The 359-nt window shown below is 67.4% G+C and carries 1 protein-coding gene; it reads left to right on the forward strand.

Translation table 11 applies throughout. From position 1 onward, the window contains the following. Window positions 1-12 precede the first annotated feature (12 nt). Window positions 13-359: sigma factor-like helix-turn-helix DNA-binding protein (locus QWI17_RS04875; protein WP_302721390.1), on the forward strand; the 347-nt coding region annotated here is incomplete at its 3' end.

A 359-nucleotide genomic window follows, 5' to 3' on the forward strand; every position in this document is an offset into this window, starting at 1 on the left:
AAGGAGCCGGTCATGACCCGTCTGCTGCTGCCCGTCGAACACCCCACCGCGGTCAATGAGCCTGATGCCGACAATGCCCTGCTGCACGCGCTGAAGCGGCTGCCACGCCGGGTGCAGCAAGTGATGCTGCTGAGCCGCCTCGACCAGCTGGACTTCGCCAGCATTGCCACCCGCCTTGACCTGCCACTGGCCACTGTCGAACGCAACATGGACCAGGCCCTGATGGCCGGGCGCCCGCGCCGGGACGTGCTGGCAAGCGTGGCCAGCCAATGGTACGTGCGCTTGCAGAGCCCCCAGGTGACCGCATGCGAGCGCATCGACTTCCGCCGCTGGCTGGACGCAGATGCCGCGAACTTGCA

The sequence above is a fragment of the Gilvimarinus gilvus genome (assembly GCF_030518155.1).
Lineage (GTDB): Bacteria > Pseudomonadota > Gammaproteobacteria > Pseudomonadales > Cellvibrionaceae > Gilvimarinus > Gilvimarinus gilvus.